This window comes from Falsiroseomonas sp. E2-1-a20 (assembly GCF_051433195.1).
GTDB lineage: Bacteria > Pseudomonadota > Alphaproteobacteria > Acetobacterales > Acetobacteraceae > Falsiroseomonas.
The window spans coordinates 113,044-131,474 of sequence record NZ_JBHMFT010000002.1 but is presented as its reverse complement, the minus strand read 5'-3'; the positions used below and the strand labels follow the sequence as shown (position 1 = coordinate 131,474).

22 protein-coding genes, 1 other RNA gene and 1 riboswitch are annotated in these 18,431 nt (G+C 72.0%); of the genes, 12 read left to right on the top strand and 11 right to left on the bottom strand.

Annotation, left to right across the window (positions count from 1 at the left end; genetic code table 11):
* Positions 1–6: 6 nt before the first annotated feature.
* From ACFHPP_RS03085 to ACFHPP_RS03060, 6 genes are read right to left on the bottom strand one after another with little or no spacing between them, the layout of a single operon-like run.
* Positions 7–1,782: a SulP family inorganic anion transporter gene (locus ACFHPP_RS03085; RefSeq protein ID WP_437161799.1), complete on the bottom strand. Its 1,776-nt coding sequence runs from the start codon at positions 1,780–1,782 to the stop codon at positions 7–9.
* 1 nt (position 1,783) lies between these two features.
* Positions 1,784–3,457: a TIGR01244 family sulfur transferase gene (locus ACFHPP_RS03080; protein WP_437161798.1), complete on the bottom strand. Its 1,674-nt coding sequence runs from the start codon at positions 3,455–3,457 to the stop codon at positions 1,784–1,786.
* A 42-nt stretch (positions 3,458–3,499) separates the two neighbouring features.
* Complete coding sequence (locus tag ACFHPP_RS03075; RefSeq protein ID WP_437161797.1) at positions 3,500–4,393, bottom strand: MBL fold metallo-hydrolase; 894 nt, start codon at positions 4,391–4,393, stop codon at positions 3,500–3,502.
* A 28-nt stretch (positions 4,394–4,421) separates the two neighbouring features.
* Positions 4,422–4,880, bottom strand: a complete 459-nt coding sequence (locus tag ACFHPP_RS03070) for a DUF6691 family protein (protein ID WP_437161796.1) — start codon at positions 4,878–4,880, stop codon at positions 4,422–4,424.
* A gap of 5 nt (positions 4,881–4,885) precedes the next feature.
* Positions 4,886–5,314, bottom strand: coding sequence for a YeeE/YedE family protein (locus ACFHPP_RS03065; protein ID WP_437161795.1), 429 nt, complete (start codon positions 5,312–5,314; stop codon positions 4,886–4,888).
* A gap of 1 nt (position 5,315) precedes the next feature.
* Complete coding sequence (locus ACFHPP_RS03060) at positions 5,316–5,534, bottom strand: YgaP family membrane protein (protein ID WP_437161794.1); 219 nt, start codon at positions 5,532–5,534, stop codon at positions 5,316–5,318.
* Positions 5,535–5,595: 61 nt separating this feature from the next.
* Between ACFHPP_RS03060 and ACFHPP_RS03055 the strand changes: the two genes are divergently transcribed.
* Positions 5,596–5,925: an ArsR/SmtB family transcription factor gene (locus tag ACFHPP_RS03055; protein WP_437161793.1), complete on the top strand. Its 330-nt coding sequence runs from the start codon at positions 5,596–5,598 to the stop codon at positions 5,923–5,925.
* Here the strand turns inward: ACFHPP_RS03055 and ACFHPP_RS03050 are convergent.
* Positions 5,898–6,359 (bottom strand): RrF2 family transcriptional regulator, encoded by a 462-nt coding sequence (locus tag ACFHPP_RS03050; protein WP_437161792.1) that lies wholly within the window; start codon positions 6,357–6,359, stop codon positions 5,898–5,900. The genes ACFHPP_RS03055 and ACFHPP_RS03050 overlap by 28 nt on opposite strands.
* A 127-nt stretch (positions 6,360–6,486) precedes the next feature.
* Between ACFHPP_RS03050 and ACFHPP_RS03045 the strand changes: the two genes are divergently transcribed.
* Positions 6,487–6,930, top strand: a complete 444-nt coding sequence (locus tag ACFHPP_RS03045) for a DsrE family protein (RefSeq protein ID WP_437161791.1) — start codon at positions 6,487–6,489, stop codon at positions 6,928–6,930.
* Positions 6,931–6,939: 9 nt separating this feature from the next.
* Here the strand turns inward: ACFHPP_RS03045 and ACFHPP_RS03040 are convergent, their stop codons facing one another.
* From ACFHPP_RS03040 to nudC, 3 genes are read right to left on the bottom strand one after another with little or no spacing between them, the layout of a single operon-like run.
* Positions 6,940–8,469 carry a hypothetical protein gene (locus tag ACFHPP_RS03040; protein WP_437161790.1) on the bottom strand — a complete coding sequence of 510 codons (1,530 nt, stop codon included), beginning with the start codon at positions 8,467–8,469 and terminating at the stop codon, positions 6,940–6,942.
* A gap of 4 nt (positions 8,470–8,473) precedes the next feature.
* Positions 8,474–8,770 carry a phosphoribosylamine--glycine ligase gene (locus tag ACFHPP_RS03035; protein WP_437161789.1) on the bottom strand — a complete coding sequence of 99 codons (297 nt, stop codon included), beginning with the start codon at positions 8,768–8,770 and terminating at the stop codon, positions 8,474–8,476.
* A complete protein-coding gene (gene nudC, locus ACFHPP_RS03030) occupies positions 8,767–9,696 on the bottom strand; it encodes an NAD(+) diphosphatase (protein ID WP_437161788.1) in 930 nt (309 codons plus the stop codon). Before nudC ends, ACFHPP_RS03035 begins: the two co-directional genes overlap by 4 nt.
* Positions 9,697–9,945: 249 nt before the next feature.
* On the opposite strand from nudC, the gene ffs reads away from it, so the two are divergent.
* The 4 genes from ffs (at position 9,946) to recR (ending at position 12,960) form a co-directional block, all read left to right on the top strand.
* Positions 9,946–10,036: signal recognition particle sRNA small type (gene ffs, locus ACFHPP_RS03025), an RNA gene on the top strand.
* A gap of 71 nt (positions 10,037–10,107) precedes the next feature.
* Complete coding sequence (locus tag ACFHPP_RS03020; protein WP_437161787.1) at positions 10,108–12,012, top strand: DNA polymerase III subunit gamma/tau; 1,905 nt, start codon at positions 10,108–10,110, stop codon at positions 12,010–12,012.
* Between the two features lie 8 nt (positions 12,013–12,020).
* Positions 12,021–12,362 (top strand): YbaB/EbfC family nucleoid-associated protein, encoded by a 342-nt coding sequence (locus ACFHPP_RS03015; RefSeq protein WP_430668233.1) that lies wholly within the window; start codon positions 12,021–12,023, stop codon positions 12,360–12,362.
* Positions 12,363–12,366: 4 nt separating this feature from the next.
* Positions 12,367–12,960 carry a recombination mediator RecR gene (gene recR / locus ACFHPP_RS03010; RefSeq protein ID WP_437161786.1) on the top strand — a complete coding sequence of 198 codons (594 nt, stop codon included), beginning with the start codon at positions 12,367–12,369 and terminating at the stop codon, positions 12,958–12,960.
* A gap of 159 nt (positions 12,961–13,119) precedes the next feature.
* On the opposite strand, the gene ACFHPP_RS03005 is transcribed toward recR, so the two are convergent.
* The gene (locus ACFHPP_RS03005) at positions 13,120–14,004 is read right to left on the bottom strand and encodes a YihY/virulence factor BrkB family protein (protein WP_437161785.1); all 885 of its coding nucleotides are present in this window, start codon (positions 14,002–14,004) and stop codon (positions 13,120–13,122) included.
* A 132-nt stretch (positions 14,005–14,136) separates the two neighbouring features.
* On the opposite strand from ACFHPP_RS03005, the gene ACFHPP_RS03000 reads away from it, so the two are divergent.
* The 6 genes from ACFHPP_RS03000 to ACFHPP_RS02975 all read left to right on the top strand — a co-directional run bounded on the left by ACFHPP_RS03000 (position 14,137) and on the right by ACFHPP_RS02975 (position 18,314).
* On the top strand, positions 14,137–14,553 hold the full coding sequence (locus tag ACFHPP_RS03000) for a DUF3830 family protein (protein ID WP_437161784.1): 417 nt from the start codon (positions 14,137–14,139) through the stop codon (positions 14,551–14,553).
* A gap of 3 nt (positions 14,554–14,556) precedes the next feature.
* The gene (locus tag ACFHPP_RS02995; protein ID WP_437161783.1) at positions 14,557–14,901 is read left to right on the top strand and encodes an FKBP-type peptidyl-prolyl cis-trans isomerase; all 345 of its coding nucleotides are present in this window, start codon (positions 14,557–14,559) and stop codon (positions 14,899–14,901) included.
* Between the two features lie 65 nt (positions 14,902–14,966).
* Positions 14,967–15,076, top strand: a riboswitch (SAM-I-IV-variant riboswitch).
* 31 nt (positions 15,077–15,107) lie between these two features.
* Positions 15,108–15,395, top strand: coding sequence for a hypothetical protein (locus tag ACFHPP_RS02990; protein ID WP_437161782.1), 288 nt, complete (start codon positions 15,108–15,110; stop codon positions 15,393–15,395).
* Positions 15,396–15,445: 50 nt separating this feature from the next.
* Positions 15,446–16,408 (top strand): Bug family tripartite tricarboxylate transporter substrate binding protein, encoded by a 963-nt coding sequence (locus ACFHPP_RS02985; RefSeq protein ID WP_437161781.1) that lies wholly within the window; start codon positions 15,446–15,448, stop codon positions 16,406–16,408.
* The gene (locus tag ACFHPP_RS02980; protein WP_437161780.1) at positions 16,405–17,595 is read left to right on the top strand and encodes a 3-hydroxybenzoate 6-monooxygenase; all 1,191 of its coding nucleotides are present in this window, start codon (positions 16,405–16,407) and stop codon (positions 17,593–17,595) included. Before ACFHPP_RS02985 ends, ACFHPP_RS02980 begins: the two co-directional genes overlap by 4 nt.
* Entirely contained in the window at positions 17,592–18,314 is a 723-nt protein-coding gene (locus tag ACFHPP_RS02975; protein ID WP_437161779.1) for a class II aldolase/adducin family protein, read from the top strand. The genes ACFHPP_RS02980 and ACFHPP_RS02975 overlap by 4 nt, the downstream gene beginning before the upstream one ends.
* Positions 18,315–18,431 lie beyond the last annotated feature (117 nt).

The window sequence follows — 18,431 nt, the reverse complement described above, 5'->3', positions numbered from 1 at the left end:
CCGCGGTCAGCCGGTCGGGAGGGCCGTTTCCCGGTCTTCCATCTGCGTGTGGCGCGGCACGACCACCTCCTCCGTCGCCAGGCTGCGCACTGCCTCGAATTGCGAGAGGAACACCTGGCCCCTGAAATGGGCGAAGAAGTCGGAGCGCTGCAGCGCATCCATCACCGGCCCCTTCACCTCCGACAGGTGGAAACCGACGCCGGCGGCCTGCAGCCGGTCCGCGATCGCCTCCAGGCTTTCCAGCGCGCTGGCGTCGATCAGGTTGACGGCCGGGCACATCAGGATGACGTGCCGCAGCTCCGGGCGCGCGGTGACCTCGGCGTAGATGCGGTCCTCCAGGTAGCGGGCATTGGCGAAGTACAGGCTCTCATCCACCCGCAGCGACAGGATGGCGGGATCGGTGAGGACCTTGTGCCGGTCAACGTTGCGGAAATGCTCGGTGCCCGGCACCTGGCCCACGATCGCCATGTGCGGGGTGCTGGTGCGCCACAGGAACAGCAGCAGCGACAGCCCCACGCCGGCCAGGATGCCTTCCTCCACGCCGACGAACAGCACCAGCAGGATCGTCGCGGCCATCGCCGCGAAATCCGCCTTCGAATAGGCCCAGGTCCGCTGGATGGCGCGCAGGTCCACCAGCGACAGCACCGCGACGATGATGGTCGCCGCCAGCACCGCCTGCGGCAGGAAGCGGAACAGCGGCGTCAGGAACAGCGTGGCGGCCAGGAGGCCGATGGCGGTGATGGCGCCGGCCAGCGGCGTCGCCGCGCCGGCATCGAAATTCACCACGGACCGCGCGAAGCCGCCCGTCACCGGATAGCCGCCGGAGACCGCCGCCGCGATGTTGGCGGTGCCGAGGCCCACCAGTTCCTGGTTCGCCTCGATGCGCTGGCGCCGCCTGGCGGCCAGGGTCTGCGCGACGGAGACGGATTCGACGAAGCCCACCAGGCTGATCAGCGCCGCCGCCGGCAGCAGTTGCAGCCATAGCGCGGCATCGAAGCCGGGCAGCGCGAAGGGCGGCAGGCCGGCCGGGATTTCGCCCACGATCTTCACGCCCCGGTCGTCGAGCCCGAGCCCGACCACGGCCAGGATCGACAGCACGATGGCCGCGAGCGGCCCGGCCTTGGCCAGCAGGTCCGCCAGGCGCGGCCTGAGGCCGAGCCGGATCAGGCTGGGCTTCAGCCGCCGGCGCACCCAGAACAGGAAGCCGACCGACGTGACGCCGATCAGCGCCGTGAACGGGTTGGTCGCGCCGATCTCGCCGAACACGCCCTGCGCGATGTGCGCCAGCGTATCGCCCTCCACCGCGATGCCCAGGATGTGCTTGAGCTGGCTTGCCGCGATCAGGAGGCCGGAGGCGGTGATGAAGCCCGAGATCACCGGATGGCTGAGGAAATTCGCCAGGAACCCCAGCCGCAGCACCGCCATGCCGATCAGGATCAGGCCGGACAGGAAGGCCAGCGTCACCGCCGCCGTCAGGTAGGCGGCCGTGCCCTGGGCCGCGATCGGCGCGATGGCGGCCGCCGTCATCAGCGACACCACCGCCACCGGCCCCACCGCCAGCGTGCGGCTGGTGCCGAAGATGGCGTAGGCCACCAGGGGCAGGATCGAGGCGTACAGCCCGACGACCGGCGGCAGGCCGGCGAGCATGGCGTAGGCCAGGCTTTGCGGCACCAGCATGATCGTCACGATCACGGCGGCGAACAGGTCGCTGGCCGCCTCGCCACGGGTGTAGCGCGGCGCCCAGTCCAGGATCGGCAGCAGGCGTTGCAGGCGGCGGGTCATCTCAGGCGGCCATCCGTGGCCTGGCCATCCATTCGCGACCCCGCAGCATCGCCCGCCAGTAGATCGGCGGCAGCATGCGTTCCTTCAGCAGCCAGGCCAGATGACTGGGCTGCGTGCCGTCGATCAGCCAGGAAGGGAAACTCGGCAGCAGCTTGCCGCCATAGCCGAACTCGGCGAGCACGATCTTGCCGCGCTCCACGGTGAGGGGGCAGGAGCCGTAGCCGTCATGGATCGCATCGGCCTCCGCCGTTGCCGCCAGATCCTTCAATAGGTTGTGCGCGACGACGGGCGCCTGCTTGCGGGCGGCAGCGGCAGTCTTGGCGTTGGGCGCGTTGCAGGCATCGCCCAGGCCGTAGATGCCCGGCAGCGTCCGGTGGCGCAGCGTCGCCTGGTCGACATCGACCCACCCCGCCGCATCGGCCAGCGGCGAGACGCGGATGAAATCCGGCGCCATCTGCGGCGGCACGGCATGCAGCATGTCGAATTCCGCCTCCACCAGGGTGCTGACGCCCGCCGCATCCGTGCGGGTGAACCAGGCGCGCCGCGCCGGCCCATCGACGCGGGCCAGCGTGTGCTGGAAGTGCAGTTCCGCGCCGTAGCGCTCGATGTAGCGCATCAGCGCCGGCACGTAGGCCGCGACGCCGAACAGCACCGCGCCGGCATTGTAGAAATCGATGGAGACGTCCTTCAGCCGCCCGCTGCGCAGCCAATGGTCGGCCGAAAGGTACAGCGCCTTCTGCGGCGCGCCGGCGCATTTGATCGGCATCGGTGGCTGCGTGAACACCGCGCGCCCCGCCTTCAGCCCCTGCACGCACTCCCAGGTGTAGGGCGCCAGGTCGTAGCGGTAGTTGGAGGTCACGCCGTTGCGGCCGAGCGTCTCCGTCAGGCCCTCGACCCCCGCCCAGTTCAGCTTCAGGCCGGGCGCCACGACCAGCGCGGTGTATTTCACCACGCGGCAGCCATCGAGGATGACGGCGCGCTTCTCCGGCTCGAAGGCCGCCACCGCCGCCTTGATCCAGCGCACGCCGGGCGGGATGAGGGAGGCCATGGTCCGGGCCGTGGTCGCGGCGTCGAAGATGCCGCCGCCGACCATGGTCCAGCCCGGCTGGTAGTAGTGGATCTCCGCCGGATCGATGATCGCGATGTCGAGGTCCGGCTGGCGCGACTTCAGGCTGGCGGCGAGCGAGACGCCGGCGGCGCCACCGCCGATAATCACCACCGTATGCGTCGCATCCGCCACATCGGTCGGCGTGCGACCGCCATTGGCGATCCGCCGCGCCACCGCGCCCATGTCGTAGCCGGCCGCACGGGTGGCGCCGAGGATGTCGGGCAGCGGGCGCCCCTGCGCGGCCTGCGACAGCGACCATAGCGTGGCGGACCGTGTGCCGGTGCGGCAATAGGCGAGCACCGGCTTCGGCAGGCTGGCCAGGATCGTGCCGAAGGCCGCCGCGTCGCCATCCTTCACCTGGCCGGAAATCACCGGCTGGTAGGCCGCCTGCAACCCTGCCGCCTTCGCCGCGGCCTCGATCTCGGCGAAGCCCGGCTGGTCGGCGCCCTCGCCATCCGGGCGGTTGCACAGGATGGACCTGAAGCCGGCTGCGGCGAGACCTGGGACGGTCTCGGCCGTGACCTGCCCGGCCACCGACAGGCTCGCATCGATGCGCTTCGGCTGCATGGCGGTTCTCCCGATTTCTGGTGGCCGCCGCAGCGGCGGATGTCAGAGGGCGTTGACCGGCACCTTGAGGAAGACCTTGCCGCTGTCATTCGGCGGCGGCAGCGCGCCGGCGCGCATGTTCACCTGCAGCGAGGGGATGATCAGACGCGGCATGCCGAGCGTCCGGTCGCGGGCCTCCCGCATCGCGACGAACGCATCCTCCGTCACGCCATCCTTGGCGTGGATGTTGTGCGCGCGTTCCTCGGCGACGGTGGTTTCCCACTGGATGTCGCGGCCGTTCGGGCCGTAGTCGTGGCACATGAACAGCCGCGTCTCGGGTGGCAGTTGCAGCACGCGCCGGATGGAGCGGAACAGCGTGCGCGCGTCGCCGCCCGGAAAGTCCGCGCGGGCCGAGCCGCCATCCGGCATGAACAGGGTATCGCCGACGAAGGCGGCATCGCCGATCACATGCGTCATGCAGGCGGGCGTATGGCCCGGCGTGTGCAGCGCGAAGGCGGTCATGCCGCCGATCTCGTAGCTCTCGCCATCCTTGAACAGCCGGTCGAACTGGCTGCCGTCGCGACGGAACTCGGTGCCCTCGTTGAACACCTTGCCGAACACATCCTGCACCACGGTGATCCGCTCGCCGATGCCGATCCGGCCGCCCAGCTTCTGCTGGATGTAGGGCGCGGCGGAGAGATGGTCCGCATGCACATGCGTCTCGATCAGCCATTCGAGGCGCAACCCGTGCGCCTTGATGTGGGCGATGATCGCATCGGCCGAGCCATGCGTGATGCGGCCGGCCGCATAGTCGATGTCCATCACCGAATCCACCACGGCGCAGGCGGAGGATTCCGGGTCCTTCACGACGTAGCTGATGGTGTTGGTGGGCGCGTCGAAGAAGGCGGTGACCTCGGGCTTCACGGCGAGGTCGATGCGGTGCGGGATGGCGTCCATGGCTTTCCTCCTTTCGGCTTGGCTGGCGTCAGGCGCGCGGGGTGGCCGGTTGCAGGAAATCGGGGCGGCTGGCGAGCCACCGGGCGCCGCCCATGCCCAGCAGCATGGCGATGACGAACAGCACGGCCGCGTTGCCGCCCACCGTCAGCGCGGTGAAGGCCGGCCCCGGGCAGAAGCCGGCGAGGCCCCAGCCGACGCCGAAGATCGCCGGGCCGGCGAGGATGCGGCTGTCGATCTCCGTCGCGGTCGGCAGGTGGAACGTGCCGCCGAGGATGGGTCGCGGCTGGCGCAGCACCAGCCTGTAGCCGATGAAGGTCACCGCGATGGCGCCGGCCATGACGAAGGCCAGGCTCGGGTCCCAGCCGCCGCCCGGGATCGCGGCGAGGTCGAGGAAGTTCAGCACCTTCGCCGGGTTCGACATGCCGGAGACGACCAGGCCGAGGCCGAAGACCAGGCCGATGGCGAACTGCACCAGGACGGACATCATGGGCCTCACAGCAGGTGACGGGTGAGGAAGACGGTGGCCATGGCGGCGGCCATGAAGACCAGCGTCGCCACCAGTGACCGGACGGACAGCCGCGACAGGCCGCAGACCCCGTGGCCGGAGGTGCAGCCATTCCCCCAGACCGCGCCGAAGCCCACCAGCAGCCCCGCCAGGACCAGCAGGCCCGTCCCGGCTTCGATACTCGGCACCGGCGCCGTGCCGGTGAGGAGCAGCACGAGAAGCGGCGCCAGCACGAGACCCAGGATGAAGGCGAGCCGCCCGGCGAAGGCGTTGTCCGCATAGGGCGGCAGCAGGCGCACGGCGATGCCGCTGATGCCGGCGATGCGGCCCGTGGTGGCCATCAGCATCACGGCGGAGGCGCCGATCAGCGCGCCGCCGAGAAGCGAGGCCACCGGGGTGAATTCGGTGGCCGTCATGTCAGGCCCGCCCGGTGGCGCAGGTGCGGATGCCGAACAGCATGTAGGCCGGGCAGACCCGGAAGATCGCGGTGCCGAGCAGCACCAGGCCCACGGCCGCCACCAGGAAGCGCCAGGCGCCGAGCGGGGCGAACATCTCCGTCAGCAGGAAGGGCGCCGCGAGGAGCACGACGCCGAGCACGAAGCGTGCGGCGCGGTCGACGGAACCTATATTGACCATGAGCTGATCCTCCGGTGGGTTGGCACTGGATTCATATCTGCGCAGATGCTAAGATGTCAACATGAAAACTGATACCCCTGATGATGCTTTGGTCGCGCTGGAAGCCAAGGCGGAGGAGGCCGCACGGATGCTCGCCGCGCTGGCCAACGCGAAGCGGCTGATGGCGCTGTGCCACCTGCTTGAGGGCGAGAAATCCGTGAACCAGCTGGCGGAGCTGGTCGGCCTGGCGCCGGCGGCGCTGTCGCAGCACCTGGCGCGGATGCGCGACCTGCGGATGGTCGAGACGCGGCGGGACGGCCAGACGATTTACTACCGCCTGTCCAGCCCCGAGGCGGCGGCGATCCTGGAGACGCTGTACCGAATCTACTGCGAACCGGCCATGAAGGGCTGATCCTGCCGCGTCAGCCGGTCCAGCAGCGCGGCGCGGTTCAGCGCGATGTCGGCGATGGTCAGGTCGTCAAGAACCGAGAGGAACGCCCGCAGCGCGCGTTGCAGGCCGCGCGAGAGGTGGCAGACGCCGAGCAGCGGGCAGGTGTTGGTCGCGGCGTTGAAGCACTCGACCAGCTCCAGCGGCGCCTCGGTCCAGCGGATGATCTCGCCGACCGTGATCTGCTCCGCCGGCCGCGCCAGGCGCATGCCGCCGCGCCGGCCGCGGAGGGTCTCGATGTAGCCGCGCCGGGCCAGCTCGCCCGCCACCTTGACCAGATGCGCCTTGGAGATGCGGTGCGCGCGGGCGACCTCGTCCACCGTGACGATTTCCGGCGCCCGCAACGCCAGCAATTGCAGCGTGCGCAGGGCGAAGTTGGAATACTGGGTGAGGCGCAAGGCGGCTCCTTCTCTCACCTGAATCATCATCCGCTGTATTGATTTTTGTCAAGGCGGGCCATCTCCGGGCTGGGTACGAAGGTCTCCCTGCGGCGGCGTCCCGCCGCCACGACAAGGGATGCCCCGCATGACCCGCTTAGCCCTCCGCCTCGCTTTCCTCGCCGCGGCCGCCCTCGCCGGCCCCGCGACCGCCGCCGCGCAGGAAGCGCCGCGCGTGCTGGCCCTGGTCACCACCGCGGAGCCGCAGGTGCAGGGCATGGCCTTCGTGCTGCTCAACGCGATGCGGGCGCAGGGCGCCACGGTGGAGGTGATGCTCTGCGGTCCCGCCGCCGACCTCGCGCGCCGCGACCCGCCGGGCCCGGCCGCAACCCCGATGCGGCCGATGGGCGCGACGCCGGCGCAGATGCTGGCCGGCCTCGTCCGGGCCGGCGTGCGCACCGAGGTCTGCGCGCTGTACCTCCCCAATGCCGGGGTCGGGCCGGAGGCGCTGATCGAGGGCGTGCGCCCGGCCCAGCCGCCGGAAATGGCGCGCCGCATGACCGACCGCGCCACCACCGTGCTGCCCTTCTGAAGCCGGGCCTCAGGCCTCGGGTTCGGCGGCCAGCGTCAGCAGCAGGTCCGGTTGCGCGGCGACGACGGCGGCGGGCGCGGCCAGGTGCAGCGCCTCGCTCAGCACCGTCTCCGCCGCCAGGACGCGGAGCCACCAGCCGAGTTGCGCCGGGCCCGTGCTCCCGCCGAGGCCGGGTTCCGCCATCACCACCACGCGCCAGGGCAGCGGCGCGCCAGGTTGCCGCCAAGCCTGCAACCCAGGCAGGGCCTCGCCCACCGCGCGCGGCTCCGGCTGGTCCGCGAACAGGTCGGCCGGCAGCGCCGGCTCGGTTTCCGGCGAGGCGACGCCGAGGAAGGAGGGGCTGCCTGCCTCGCCCACGATCTCGCGTCGCGGCAGCGCGGAGACATCGGCGCGGGAGACCAGCCGGTGGGCGCGGTCCAGCACGGTTGCGGCCTCGGGCCGGCGCAGGCGGAGCACGGCCAGCAACGTCCCCAGCACGGCGAGGCTCCCCTCCACCGACAGCCGCAGGCCATCCTGGCGCCACAGCGCGGCCGGGTTGGTGGCCCGGGCGAAGGCGTGGCGCAGCGGCAGCCAGTCCTGGGCCAGCAGCGGCGCACGCCCGGCGGCCGCTTCCAGCGCCGCCAGGCCCGGCATCGGATGGCCGCCCGGCATGGAGGCGCGGCGCGGGACCAGGAGGTGCAGCACGGGCACGCCGGCGGTGGCGGCGTGGCGGGCGATCTCCAGCATGGCGCCCAATGGTGGCGGCATTTCGGGCGCGGGTGGCTTCTGCACCTCCGGTGCGGGTGGCTTCTGCACCTCCGGTGCGGGTGGCTTCCGCACCTCCGGCGCGGCCGGCTTTTGCACCTCCGGCGCGGGTCGCGGCTGCACCTCCGGCGCGGGTCGCGGCTGCACCTCCGGTGCGGGCGGTGCAGCCGACGAGGCCGCTTCCCAATGCGGCGCCACATCCGCGCGCAGCGTGAAGGGCATCACCAGGGGGCGGGAGGCGGGCCTGGACCAGGGCGCCTCCACCGGCGCGGCGCGGCCCGGCCCAGGATTTCGCGCAGGCTCCGACGCCGGAGGCTCGGCCGGCCAGCTTCGGGTCATGAACTCCGGGGGCACGATCACCGAAGCCGCAATTGGGAGGGCCGCAACCGGCGGCGCCGCCTCGGGTGGCAGGGCGCCGACCTGGATCTGGGCCTCGGCCGCGCCCTGCGGATCGGCCGCCATGGCTTCCAGTGCCGCCTGCATCGGGGCGCCCATCGGCAGGGTCGTGGGGGCGTTGCGGCCGGGCAGCAGGGCGCGCACCCGGACCCGGCCGGTCAGGAAATCCTGCGGCGTCAGCAGCACCGGGGCGGCCAGGAGGAAGCCGGGCTGGCCATCCTCCCGCGGCTGGCTCGCCTCGCCCTCCGCCAGCACCTCCATGCCGCGCATCAGGCGGATCAGCGGGCGGGCGGCGCGGTCCCGCGGGTCCGCCGCCCAGCCGGCCACCAGGTAGCCGTCCCACAAGGCCTCCACCACGCCGACCGGGCCGCGGGAGGCGCTGACCGGCGGATCGGCCAAGGCGCTAGAAGCCCGGCTGCCGCCGCGGCTCCACGCCACCGCCGCGCACCAGGCCACGCCGGCGCAGGCAGTCCGTGAAGGCGCGGGATTCGGCCTGGGCCCGTTCGCGGCGCACCTGTTCCTCGCTGCTGGGCAGGCCGATCACCACGCGGCGCCACTGCGCCTCGACCTCCGGCGACTGGCGCGCCTCGGCCCGGCATTCGGCCTGGGCGGGGCCGTCGGACATGGCCGGCATCGCGCCGCGGCCGGACCCGCAGGCGGCCAGCAGCAGCAATGCGGCGAGGGGGGCGAAGGGTCTCATGGGGCCTGCTCCAGCCAATCCTCGATCAGCCGGCGGGCGATGGAATCGGCCCGAGGCAGGGAGAAGCCATGCGCGGAGGGATCGCGCAGCTGGTCGCGGGTGAACCAGCGGGCGTCCTGCAGTTCCTCCGGGTCGATGCGGATCTCGTCCGACAGGCCCTCGGCATGGAAGCCCAGCATGATGCTGGCGGGAAAGGGCCAGGGCTGGGAGGAATGATACAGCACCTCCCCCACCTCGATCGCCGCTTCCTCCATCACCTCCCGCCGCACCGCCTCCTCCAGGCTTTCCCCAGGCTCCACGAAGCCGGCGAGCGTGGAGTACATGGCGACGTTGGGGAAGCGGTGCGAGTGGCCGAGCAGGCAGCTTCCCTGGCGCACCACCAGCATGATGACGGCCGGGTCGGTGCGCGGGAAATGCTGGGCGTTGCAGTTGGTGCACTGCATGGCGTTTCCGGCGCTGCGCGGCGCGCATTCATGGCCGCAGACGCCGCAGAAGCGGTGCCGGGTGCGCCAGTGCATCAGCCCGCGGGCATGGGCGAGGACCGAGGCCTCCCCCTGCGGCAGCAGGCCTGCCACCTGGCGCAGGTCGGTGAAGCCGCCCATGCCCTCCGGCAGCAGCGGCAGCGGGTCCTCCGCGGCGGAACAATCCACCGCGAAGACCGGGCGGTTGGCCCACAGGCCGAGGAAGGCCCAGGGGCCACCGGCCATGCGCACCGCCTCGGCGGCCGCGCCGGTCAGCAGCACGGCCTCCGGGTGGCCATCGGCGACGCCCTTCATCAGGCTGCGGCTGCGCCAGACCGGGGCGAACAGCGTCTCGGGGTCGGACAGCGCCTGGGCGATCCAGTCGGCATCGTCCCGGCGGGTGCCCGCACGGTCGAGCGGGCTGCCGGTATAGGCATTGGGGCGGCTTGCGGGGACGGAGAGCATCGGCGCGGACCCTGCCACGCGGGCGGGGCCGGGGCAACCGAGCGGGGCAACCAGGCGGCTTCCACAGAAAACGCCGCGTCCTGCGGCCGGCATCTGCTGCCGGCCGAGCGGCCAACTGGCCGCCGCGCCCAGTGGCGCGGTGCCAAGCCGGCGGATGCCGGATGCCAGCGCCCGGCGCCCGGCGCTTGAGGGTCATGCAAGGTGGGGGCATTGCCGCGGGGCGCCCGAGGCCCGATATTGGGGGTGGAAGGTCGGCGACGGACGTGCTCCTCGCCAACCCGGTCAGGTCCGGAAGGAAGCAGCCGTAACGAGTTCTCGCGCGGGTCGGCCGCCGATCTTCCACCTGATTCCCCGCGGCATCCCTTGCGGCCCTGGCATCCGGGCCCCTCGCTTCCCGGACAGCACCCCACCATGGCCAGCGACATCTTCGGTGACCCTGTAGCGGCCGAGCTTCCGGAACCCCCGGCGGAGGGGCCGGGCCTGTTCGGCGACCCGGCACCGCTTGCGCCGCCCCCGGCCGCCGCGCCTGCGGTCGCAACAGCCGCGACGCCCTACCGCGTCCTCGCCCGCAAATACCGGCCGACCAGCTTCGCCGACCTGATCGGCCAGGACGCCCTGGTGCGCACCCTGAAGAACGCCTTTGCCCAGGGCCGGGTGCACCATGCCTTCATGCTCACCGGCGTCCGCGGCGTCGGCAAGACCACCACCGCCCGCATCATCGCCCGCGCGCTGAACTGCATCGGCCCGGATGGCCAGGGCGGACCGACGCCCGACCCCTGCGGCGTCTGCCCGGAATGCCGCGCCATCCTCGCCGACCGCCACCCGGACGTGCAGGAGCTGGACGCCGCCAGCAACAACGGCGTCGACGACGTGCGCGAGTTGCGCGACCGGCTGCGCTTCCGCCCCGCCCAGGGCCGCTTCAAGGTCATCATCCTGGACGAGGTCCACATGCTGAGCAGCGCGGCCTTCAACGCGCTGCTGAAGACGCTGGAGGAACCGCCGCCGGACGTGAAGTTCATGCTGGCGACGACCGAACTGCGCAAGGTGCCGACCACCATCCTCTCGCGCTGCCAGACCTTTCATCTGAAGCGCGTGCCGCAGGACCAGCTTCGCGCCCATTTCGCCCGCATCTGCGAGGCCGAGGCGGTGCCGGCGGAGGCCGAGGCGCTGGCCATGGTGGCGCGCGCGGCGGATGGCTCCGTGCGCGACGGCCTGTCGATCCTGGACCAGGCGATGGCGCTGGCGGGCGGCGAGGCCGTGTCCGCCGCGCTGGTGCAGGACATGCTGGGCCTGGCGGATCGCGGCCTGGCGGTGGACCTGATGCAGGCGCTGATGCAGGGCGACACCGCCGGCGCCCTGGCGCTGTCGGAAGCCGCGCATGAGCGCGGCACCGACCCCGCCGTGGTGCTGTCCGACCTGCTGGACCTGACCCACCTGCTGTCCCGCATGAAGACCGTGCCGGCGCTGCGCGACGATCCCTCCCTGCCCGAGGCCGAACGGTCCCGCGGCGCGGCGCTGGCCGACAAGCTGCCGATCCCGGTGCTGGCGCGGGCCTGGCAGGTGCTGCTGAAGGGGCTGCAGGAGGTGGCGCAGGATGGCGTCAACCGCCGCGCCGCCGCCGAGATGGTGCTGATCCGCCTGGCGCATCTTGCCGAGTTGCCGACGCCGGGCGACCTGGTGCGGCGGCTGACCGAAGCCGGCGCTGCCACGGCCGCGCCGCCAGCCGCACCGCCCCCCCCGAATGGGGGCGGGCTGCGGGCCATCGCCAGCGGCGGCAGCGCCGCCCTGGCGATGGCCGTGCCCGCGCCACAGGCCGCGGCGCCCGCGCCGGTGCCCTCCAGCTTCCGGGAAATCGTGGCCCTGGCCTCCGGCCGGAAGCCCAGCCTGCACGCGCATCTGCGGCTCAACGTGCATCCGGTGCGGATCAGCCCCGGGCGCATCGAGATCCGCCCCCGCCCCGAAGCCCCGCGCGACCTGGCGCAGCAGATCACCGCCCTGATGCAGGAGGCGACCGGCACGCGCTGGACCGTCAGCCTGGTGAACGAGGGCGGCGAGCCGACGCTGGCCGAGCAGGGCCGGACGGCGGAGGCCGACCGGCTGGCGCTGGCGCAGAACCACCCGCTGGTGCAGGCCGTGCTGGCCGCCTTCCCGGGTGCGAAGATCGAGGCGGTGCGCGATGCCTCGCTCGATGCCTATGGTCTGGCCCCGGCCATGGCGGCCGACCTGGCCGCCGGGTCCTTGGGTGAGGGCCGGGACTTCGCCCCGCCCGATGCCGAGCCGGTTGGCCCGGACGACGAACTTCCCCAGGAGGATTGAGAGACGCCATGAAGAACCTCGGCAACATGCTGAAGCAGGCGCAGCAGATGCAGACCCGCATGCAGGAGATGCAGGCGAAGCTGGAACAGACCGAGGTCGAGGGGGCGGCCGGCGGCGGCATGGTGAAGGTGCTGCTGTCCGGCAAGGGCGACCTGCGCCGCGTCACCATCGATCCCTCCCTGATGACGGCGGATGACCGGGAGGTGCTGGAAGACCTGATGGTCGCCGCCCACGCCGACGCCAAGCAGAAGGTGGAGGCGACGATGGCGGAGGAGATGCAGAAGGCCACCGCCGGGATGAACCTGCCGGGCGGCCTTGGCGGTCTCGGCGGGCTGAAGCTGCCCTTCTGACGGCGTGGCGCATGACCCGATCGAGCACCTGATCTCGCTGCTCGGCCGCATCCCCGGCCTCGGCCGGCGCAGCGCGCGCCGGGCGGCACTGCGGATGCTGATGCGGCCGCAGGAGACGATGCTGCCGCTGGCGGAGGCGCTGGCGGCCGCCGCCCGCGCGGTGCGGCCCTGCGAAAGCTGCGGCAACCTGGATGCGCAATCGCCCTGCGGCATCTGCCGCGACCCCAGGCGCGACCGCCACCTGGTCTGCGTGGTGGAGGGCGTGGCGGATCTGTGGGCGCTGGAGCGCGCGCATGCGCATCAGGGGCTGTACCATGTGCTCGGCGGCACGCTGTCGCCGCTCGCCGGCATCGGGCCGGAGGATTTGTCCATCGCGCCGCTGCTCGCCCGCATCGCGGCGGAGGGGGTGGAGGAGGTGATCCTGGCGCTGCCCGCCACCGTGGATGGCACGGCGACGGCGCATTACGTCACGGACCGGCTGCGGCCCGCCGGCGTCGCGGTGACGCGGCTGGCGCAGGGCGTGCCGATGGGCGGCGCGCTGGATGTGCTGGACGAGGGCACGCTGGCGGCGGCGCTGCGGTCACGCCGTCCGGCCTGATACCAACGGCCGCTTTCAGCGACTCGTTGGTCTGTTTTGTATCCTCAGGCGCCGGGCGCGGCCTCTGGCCACTTGGCTCGCCGCAGGGGCGGCGGCGGCCATCCGGCCGCTCGCCCGCCTTCGGCGGGCGCAGGTCAGGCAACCCGGCCGGCGGCCTGACTACCCCACCTTCCCCTTGCCCAGCCCGTGCGGTTCCTTCGGCCGCGCCCCGGGCCGGCGCGTCCAGGCGCGGGTGAACTCGGCGCCGAGCAGGAAGACCTGGGCGGAGTAGTACACCCACAGCAGCACCACGATCAGCGCCCCGGTGGCACCGTAGCGCGCGGCGATACCGCTGCCGCCGATGTACCAGCCGATCAAGGTCTTCCCGAGGGTGAACAGCAGCGCCGTGCACAGCGCCCCCATGGCGACGTCGCGCCAGCGCAGCCGGCGATCCGGGAGCACCTTGTAGATGGCGGCGAACAGCAGCGCCGTCAGCAGGAAGGACACGCCGAAATTGGCCAGCCGCAGCAGCGGTGCCGCCAGCGGCAGGTTGCTGCCCGCCCATTCGCCGATCGCCGACAGGGCCGTCGACGCCAGCAGCGAGACCAGCAGGAGGAAACCCGTTGCCGCCACCAGGCCGATGCTCAGCAGCCGGGCGCGCAGCAGGTAGGAGACGGACAGGCCGCGCGGCTCCGCCTTCCAGATGGCGTTCAGCGAGCCCTGCAGCTCGGCGAAGACGGCGCTGGCGGTGACCAGCAGGATGACCAGGCTGACCAGCGCCGCGAAGCCGCCACCCTCGGTCTGCGCCTCCAGCCCGCCATCGCCCACCAGCGACTGGATCGCGACCGCGCCATCCCGCCCTACCAGGCCGATGAGTTGGGAGGCGACGGCGGCGCGGACCGTCTCCTCGCCGAAGGCGAGACCGGCGATGGCCACCGCCAGCACCAGCAGGGGGGCCAGGGAGAACATGGTGTAGCAGGCGATGGCGGCACCCCGCGTCATCGCCTCGTCCTCGATGTAGCCCTCGACGGTCTCCTTGATCAGTTGCCAGGCACCCTTGCGCATCGTGACCTTTCCAGGGCGGTCATGCCGCGCTGACTGCAACCGTTCTGGCGCACGAAGGTTTCCGCGCGTCGCAGGATAGCTTGGCAAGCGGCGCCCCGTCGCGTAGGCGGGGCGGAGAGACGGGAGCATTGCATGGCCGACATCGAGATCGACATCGCCGGCGAGAAATTCGCCGCCACCTTCGAGACGGCCGATGCGCCGAAGACCGTGGCGCGGTTCCGCGAGCTGCTGCCCTTCAGCGACCGCATCATCCATGTCCGCTGGTCCGGCGAGGCCTGCTGGATCCCGATGGGCGAACGCGACCTCGGCATCGGGCACGAGAACGCCACCAGCCACCCGGCGCCCGGCCATGTCATCGTCTATCCCGGCGGCGTCAGCGAGACCGAAATCCTGATCGCCTACGGCCCCTGCTGCTTTTCCAGCAAGGCGGGGCAGTTGGCGGGCAACCATTTCCTGACCATCACCGGCGGGCTGGACCGGCTGGCGAGGATCGGGCGTTCCGTCCTGTGGGACGGCGCGAAGTCCATCACCTTTAGCAAGGCGGGTTGAACCATGGGTGTTGCGATGGTGGATGCGACGGTGGGCACGGGGGCGCTGGCCGTCTCCGGCAAGCCGGTCGCGGTGCATTACACGGGCTGGCTGTTCGACGACAAGGCGGCGGACAAGAAGGGCCGCAAGTTCGATTCGTCGCGGGACCGCGGCGATGCGTTCCGCTTCCAGCTCGGCGCCGGCCAGGTGATCGCAGGCTGGGACCGTGGCGTGCAAGGCATGAAGGTCGGCGGGCACCGCACGCTGACCATCCCGCCGGAATTCGGCTACGGCGCGCGCGGCGCCGGCGGGGTGATCCCGCCGAACGCGACGCTGGTCTTCGACGTGGAGCTGCTGGAAGTCGGCTGAGCGGCCCGGCTTGACGAACCGCGCGGAGGGTCCTTGCCCTCCGCGCCTGCCATCTGGTAACCGCACCCCCGCATCAAGAGTTGGGCCGACGCCCAACGCCAACCTGCCCTCCCGGGCAAGGTGGCGCCTCCAGGATGGGGGGATGCGGCCTCACCGGGCAATCATTCGGGAAGCGCCGCCGTCGGTCCGGGTTTGTGGAGGACGGCATGCTGGACGACACCGGGCCTGGCCTGGATTTTCAACTGTTCCTTGGCCCCGGGGACCGCGCCGAATTCGTTGGCACGGCGCAGTGGCGCGACCGCATGGGGCGGATCGCGCCCTGCCTGCTGTATGTGCTGCTGCACCACCGCAACGGCGAGGTCTGGACCCATGCCTGCCGGGTCCCGCCCGACCGCCGCACCGGCCACCTGACCCTGCACCTGGAACGCGCCCTGCCCGGCGACCGCCGCGCGGAACTGTCCGCGTGGCTGCGCGCCGCCGCCCTGCGTGATTGACAGCGCCGCGTGGCGCGCGATCCTGCCATGGCAGGGCAGGAAACAAACTCATGAATCGCAGGACCATCCTCGCAGCGGCCGCGCTGGCCGCACTGGCGCGGCCAGGCCTGGCCCAGGGCCGCCCCGTCCGGCTCGTGGTGCCGGCGCCGCCGGGTGGCGCCATCGACGTCATCGGCCGGCTCTATGCCCAGCGGATGACGGCCCGCGGTGCCGGCAACTGGGTGATCGAAAACCGCGCCGGCGGCAACAACACCATCGGCGCGGCGGAAGTCGCGCGCAGCGCACCGGACGGCACGACCTTCCTGGTGAACGCCGACATCCACCTGATGGGCAAGCGCGTGGTGCCCGGCCTGGCCTACGACCCCGTCGCGGATTTCACCCCGATCGCCCGGCTGGCCACGGCGCCGCTGGTCATCGTCGGCCACCCCGAGGCCTCCCGCGCCACCACGCTGGCGGAACTGGCGGCGCGCATGAAGGCGGAGCCGCGGCGCTACACCATCTCCACCTCCGGCGCCGGGTCCATGGCGCATCTGGCGGCGGAGGGGCTGAAGCGCCGCGTCGGTGCGGCGGATGCCGTGGTGGCGCATTACCGCGGCACGGCGCCGGCCATCAACGACGTGGTCGCCGGCAATGTCGCGCTGATGGTGGCGCCGCTGCTCTCGGCGCAGTCGCTGGTGCAGGCCGGCCGGCTGCGCGCCTTCGCCCTGGTCTCGCCCGGGCGCAGCAGCGCGATGCCGGAGGTGCCGAGCGTCGACGAGGCCGGCCTGCCCGGCCTGCATTTCCTGCTGTGGTACGCCGTCTGGGGGCCGAAGGGCGTTTCCGCCGAGGCCGCGGAGTCGCTCGCCACGCAATTCAACGCCATCGGCCGCGAAGCCGAGATCGCGCAGCGGCTGACGGCGATGGGGGCCGAAGCCTACACGGCCGACACACCCGCCGCCTTCGCCGCCTTCATCGCGGCCGAGGACGCCAAGAACGCGCAGATCGCCGAGGCCGCCGGCATCAAGCCGGAATGACCGAGCCGATCCTGATCGCCGGCGGCGGCATCGGCGGCCTGGCCGCCGCGCTCGGCCTCGCCACGCAGGGCCTCCCCGTCACGGTGCTGGAGAAGGCGCCGGCGATGGGGGAGGTCGGCGCCGGCATCCAGCTCGGCCCCAACGCCTTCCACGCCTTCGACTGGCTCGGCATCGGCGACACCGCGCGGGCCATGGCGATCTACGTCGACCAGCTGCGGCTGATGGATGCGCTGACGGCGGAGGAGATCTGCCACATCGACCTCGGCCCGGCGTTCCGCGCGCGCTTCGGCAACCCCTATGCCGTGATCCACCGCGGCGACCTGCATGGCGTGTTCCTGGCCGGCTGCCGCCGCCACGACCGCATCACGCTGCGCACCTCCGCCGAGGTGGTGGCCTACGACCAGGACGCCAGCGGGGTCACAGCCGTGCTGGCGGATGGCGAAAGGCTGCGCGGCCGGGCGCTGATCGGCGCGGATGGGCTATGGTCCAGGGTGCGGCGGCAGTTGGTGGGGGATGGCGCGCCGCGCGTCTCCGGCCACACCACCTATCGCAGTGTGATCCCGACGGACCGCATGCCGGAGGCGCTGCGCTGGAACGCCGCGACGCTGTGGGCCGGGCCGAAATGCCACATCGTCCACTACCCGTTGCAGGGCTGGCGCGCGTTCAACCTGGTCGTCACCACCCACAACGACGCGCCGGAGCCCGTCGCGGGCAAGCCGGTGGACGCGGCCGAGGTTTTTGCCGGTTTCCAGCACGTGCATCCCGTGGCGCAATCCATCATCCGCCAGGGCAGCGACTGGCGGCTGTGGGTGCTGTGCGACCGCGACCCGATCGAGGGCTGGGTCGAGGGCCGCGTCGCACTCCTCGGCGATGCCGCGCACCCGACGCTGCAATACCTGGCGCAGGGCGCCTGCATGGCGATGGAGGATGCGGTCTGCCTGGCGCAGTCGCTGTCCGCGCATCAGGGCGAGGTCGCGCCGGCACTCGAGGCCTATCGCGCCCGGCGCGTGCTGCGCACCGCCCGCGTGCAGTTGCAGTCCCGCGCCGTCGGCGACCACATCTACCATCCCGCCGGCGCGCATGCCGCGCTGCGCAACGCGGTGATGGCGGCGAAGACGCAAACCGATTGGTACGACACGCTCGCCTGGCTCTATGGCGGCCCCACGCAGCAGGAACACACCGCATGAGCGCCGAGATCGCCCACGCCATCCGCGAGCTGGTGCTCGCGAACCGCATTCTGGCGCGGGAGGATGTGATCGACGATTTCGGCCATGTCTCGCTGCGCCACCCGACCAACCCGGACCGCTACTTCCTGTCGCGCAGCCGCAGCCCGGTCGCGGTGACGGCGGACGACATCATGGAGTTCGAGCTGGACGGCACGCCCATCGCGCAGAACGGCCGGCGGATGTATTCCGAACGCGCGCTGCACGGCACCATCTACATGGCGCGGCCGGATGTGCACGCCGTCATTCACCACCACGCGCGCAGCGTCATCCCCTTCACCGTGCTGCGCCACCTGGTGCTGAAGCCGATCTTCCACATGGGCAGCGTGATGGGCGCGGAGGTGCCGCTGTGGGACAGCCAGCCGGAATTCGGCGACACCAACATGCTGATCGACGACCTGCCGCGGGGCCATTCGCTGGCGCGCGCGCTGGGCGGCAACCGCAGCGTGATGCTGCGCGGGCACGGCGCCTGCAACGTCGGCGTGAACCTGCGGGCTGCGGTCTTCACCGCCGTCTACATGAAGCACAATGCGGAGATGGTGCTGGCCAGCATCCCGCACGGCACGCCGGAGTACCTGACGCCGGGCGAGGTGGAGAAGACCGCCGCCATGCTGCTGTCCGACATGCCGCTGGCCCGCGCCTGGGACTACTGGATCACGCGCGCCGACTACGGCGGCATCTGATACCAACGCCCGAGATCGGTAACCTGCGGCCGGACACATCGGCCGAGGCCACGAATGCGGCCCGCGGCCAGTGCCGCGTAGCCGAGCCGGCGGAGCCGGCGCCCGGCATCTGAGGGC

Coding starts and splice junctions, on each gene's coding strand:
- ACFHPP_RS03085 (WP_437161799.1), bottom strand. CDS start 1,782: ATGACCCGCCGCCTGCAACGCCTGCTGCCGATCCTGGACTGGGCGCCG.
- ACFHPP_RS03080 (WP_437161798.1), bottom strand. CDS start 3,457: ATGCAGCCGAAGCGCATCGATGCGAGCCTGTCGGTGGCCGGGCAGGTC.
- ACFHPP_RS03075 (WP_437161797.1), bottom strand. CDS start 4,393: ATGGACGCCATCCCGCACCGCATCGACCTCGCCGTGAAGCCCGAGGTC.
- ACFHPP_RS03070 (WP_437161796.1), bottom strand. CDS start 4,880: ATGATGTCCGTCCTGGTGCAGTTCGCCATCGGCCTGGTCTTCGGCCTC.
- ACFHPP_RS03065 (WP_437161795.1), bottom strand. CDS start 5,314: ATGACGGCCACCGAATTCACCCCGGTGGCCTCGCTTCTCGGCGGCGCG.
- ACFHPP_RS03060 (WP_437161794.1), bottom strand. CDS start 5,534: ATGGTCAATATAGGTTCCGTCGACCGCGCCGCACGCTTCGTGCTCGGC.
- ACFHPP_RS03055 (WP_437161793.1), top strand. CDS start 5,596: ATGAAAACTGATACCCCTGATGATGCTTTGGTCGCGCTGGAAGCCAAG.
- ACFHPP_RS03045 (WP_437161791.1), top strand. CDS start 6,487: ATGACCCGCTTAGCCCTCCGCCTCGCTTTCCTCGCCGCGGCCGCCCTC.
- ACFHPP_RS03035 (WP_437161789.1), bottom strand. CDS start 8,770: ATGAGACCCTTCGCCCCCCTCGCCGCATTGCTGCTGCTGGCCGCCTGC.
- nudC (WP_437161788.1), bottom strand. CDS start 9,696: ATGCTCTCCGTCCCCGCAAGCCGCCCCAATGCCTATACCGGCAGCCCG.
- ACFHPP_RS03020 (WP_437161787.1), top strand. CDS start 10,108: ATGGCCAGCGACATCTTCGGTGACCCTGTAGCGGCCGAGCTTCCGGAA.
- ACFHPP_RS03015 (WP_430668233.1), top strand. CDS start 12,021: ATGAAGAACCTCGGCAACATGCTGAAGCAGGCGCAGCAGATGCAGACC.
- ACFHPP_RS03005 (WP_437161785.1), bottom strand. CDS start 14,004: ATGCGCAAGGGTGCCTGGCAACTGATCAAGGAGACCGTCGAGGGCTAC.
- ACFHPP_RS03000 (WP_437161784.1), top strand. CDS start 14,137: ATGGCCGACATCGAGATCGACATCGCCGGCGAGAAATTCGCCGCCACC.
- ACFHPP_RS02995 (WP_437161783.1), top strand. CDS start 14,557: ATGGGTGTTGCGATGGTGGATGCGACGGTGGGCACGGGGGCGCTGGCC.
- ACFHPP_RS02990 (WP_437161782.1), top strand. CDS start 15,108: ATGCTGGACGACACCGGGCCTGGCCTGGATTTTCAACTGTTCCTTGGC.
- ACFHPP_RS02985 (WP_437161781.1), top strand. CDS start 15,446: ATGAATCGCAGGACCATCCTCGCAGCGGCCGCGCTGGCCGCACTGGCG.
- ACFHPP_RS02980 (WP_437161780.1), top strand. CDS start 16,405: ATGACCGAGCCGATCCTGATCGCCGGCGGCGGCATCGGCGGCCTGGCC.
- ACFHPP_RS02975 (WP_437161779.1), top strand. CDS start 17,592: ATGAGCGCCGAGATCGCCCACGCCATCCGCGAGCTGGTGCTCGCGAAC.